The sequence below is a fragment of the Collinsella aerofaciens genome, from assembly GCF_015556945.1.
In the GTDB taxonomy this organism is placed as follows: Bacteria; Actinomycetota; Coriobacteriia; order Coriobacteriales; family Coriobacteriaceae; genus Collinsella; species Collinsella aerofaciens_AO.
Genome location: NZ_JADNNH010000042.1, coordinates 1 through 2,215, shown reverse-complemented (window position 1 = coordinate 2,215; position 2,215 = coordinate 1). Strand labels below are relative to the sequence as shown.

At 59.1% G+C, this 2,215-nt stretch carries 2 protein-coding genes; both read left to right on the top strand.

All coding sequences use genetic code 11. From position 1 onward, the window contains the following. Positions 1–161 precede the first annotated feature (161 nt). Positions 162–1,376 (top strand): MFS transporter, encoded by a 1,215-nt coding sequence (locus I2F59_RS09465; RefSeq protein WP_195241124.1) that lies wholly within the window; start codon positions 162–164, stop codon positions 1,374–1,376. A gap of 170 nt (positions 1,377–1,546) precedes the next feature. Continuing rightward, positions 1,547–2,215, top strand: a 669-nt coding sequence (locus tag I2F59_RS09460; protein WP_458795921.1) for a phosphoheptose isomerase family protein, incomplete at its 3' end; no start/stop codon positions are given.

Below are 2,215 nucleotides of genomic sequence, written 5' to 3'. Positions count from 1 at the left end.
CCCATGGTGCTGATCGTGGCCACCATGGTCGTGGGCATCATCGGCGCGTTCTTCGGCGTGCTGGCGTAAGGGCCCGGCTGCATAGACTGTCATTGCAACCTGGTAAGGGGATGGAGCGGGCCTATGCCCTCCATCCCCTTACTTGTATAGAGGGAGTTCGTATGTTCGCGAAGGATCGCGAAGCAATGCGCCTGACGCCGGCAGAGGTCAGGCTGATTCTTATTGAGTCCCTGCAATGGTGCGCCAACAACGCGGTGTACTTTTTAGGGCTTATCGGCGCGGCGACGTATGATTTGGCTGGCACGGCCTTTTTGGTTGCTGCCATTACGCTCGTACGCAATCTTATGACGTCGGCGGGCAATATGGTGTCGGGCTCGGTCATCGACCGCTTTGGACCGCGCCGGACGTCGTTTGTGACGTGCGTGATTACGGCGGTGCTATCGCTTGGCGTGGGGTTGGCGCCGTTGTCTGTCCCCGGGCTTGTGTTTGCCGCGTGCGTCTTGGGGCTTGCGGGCGGCTTTATCAACACCTGTACGCATGCGTTTCCGGGATACCTGGAGTCGACCACCGAGGGCCGTACCCGCGTGAACGGTCTCATGGTGTTCTACAGCAATATCGCCTATACCGCTGGCCCGCTGCTCGGTGGTGCCATCGTGAGCTGTTTTGCCACGCAATCGGTCTATCTGCTCATGGCGGGCATGATGGGTGTGGCGGCCGTGCTCTCCTTGGGCTGTCACGAGTGTGTTGCTCCCGCAAAAGGGGAGAAGCCGAAGGGCGGCATTCTGGGCGGCATGGCCGAGGGCGCGCGACTTACGTTTCGCGACCACGACCTGCGCCTTATCTTTATCTCGGGCTTTCTGGGCTTCTTTGCGTTTGGCGCGTTCGATTCGCTGGAGTCGTTGTTCTATCGCGATGTGCTCAACGTGGATATCGTCTGGCTGGGCTGGCTGTCCTCGGTCGTGGGCCTCACTTCCTCGGTGGGCGCGTTCATCCTGACCAAGCTTTCTGCCCGCCATGTCAACCTGCGATTGCTGCTCGGCGCGCTCATGGCCGTGGGCATTGGGTCCATGGTGTACGTGGGCACCGATATGCTGGGGGTCGCGATTATCGGTCAGGCGATTAACGGTCTGGCCTGGGGATTCCTGGAACCGCTGCAGATGATCTTGATTCAGGAGCGCGCTGACATCAAATACCTGGGGCGCATTACCGGCTTTGTGCGTTTTGGCCTGATGAGCGCCGGCGTGCTGCCGCTGCTGGCGGCTCCGTTTTTGGCGGAGGCTTTGGGTGTCCAGACGGTACTGTTTGGGGCATCGACCATTATTGCGCTGGTAGGAACGCTGTTCTTTGTCACACAAGGGAGGCGCCAGAGGCGTTAGCTATACATTCAATTCTAATTTAATACCACTCACCAGAGAATTTCGACCGTTCACCGAGGATTGGAGCAGATTGATAAGTGGTATTAAAAACACATTAGGTGTATGTCTATAATTGGTATCGAAAAGAAACGCGATGTATAGAGTTGCGTGCAGGACAGAAAGGAAAAGCCATGAAGGAAACCGAGAAGATCGAGATCATGCACTTTAGCCAGGAGGGCTACGTCGAGGACGGCAAGAACGTCTACGAGACCGGCAAGAAGATGATTGAGCTCGCCGACAAGGTCGCCGACGAGGGCTACGACGCCGTGTTCCTGATGGGCGTCGGCGGCACCTGGGACGAGCTCATGCAGCTCGAGTACCTCATGAACAAGTTCGGCGACCGCGACCTCGAGGTCTACCTGATCCACGCCGCCGAGTGGAACGTCATGGGCCACAAGCGCATGACCGAGAAGTCCGTCGTGCTCACCGCCTCCGAGTCCGGCACCACCCCCGAGGTCCTCGAGGCCGTCAAGAAGATGAAGGAAAAGGGCATTCGTGTCTACGCCATGACCAAGCCCGAGGGCCCCATCGGCCAGGCTGTCGGCGCCGAGAATTGCGTCAAGATGGCTTCCGATCATGGTAACGGTGGCTGCGAGATGGGCTACTACCTCGCCGACTGCTTCGGCCTGCGCCTGCTCAACCGCCGCGGCTGCTTCCCGCAGTTCGATAAGTTCATCGAGCAGACCAAGGATGTTTGGACCCACCTGGTCGACATCCGCAAGAGCTTCGAGCCGCGCGCCGAGGAGCTCGCCAAGAAGTACGCCCTGGCCCCCTACACCATGTTCATCGGCTCCGGCGCC

Coding starts and splice junctions, on each gene's coding strand:
- I2F59_RS09465 (WP_195241124.1), top strand. CDS start 162: ATGTTCGCGAAGGATCGCGAAGCAATGCGCCTGACGCCGGCAGAGGTC.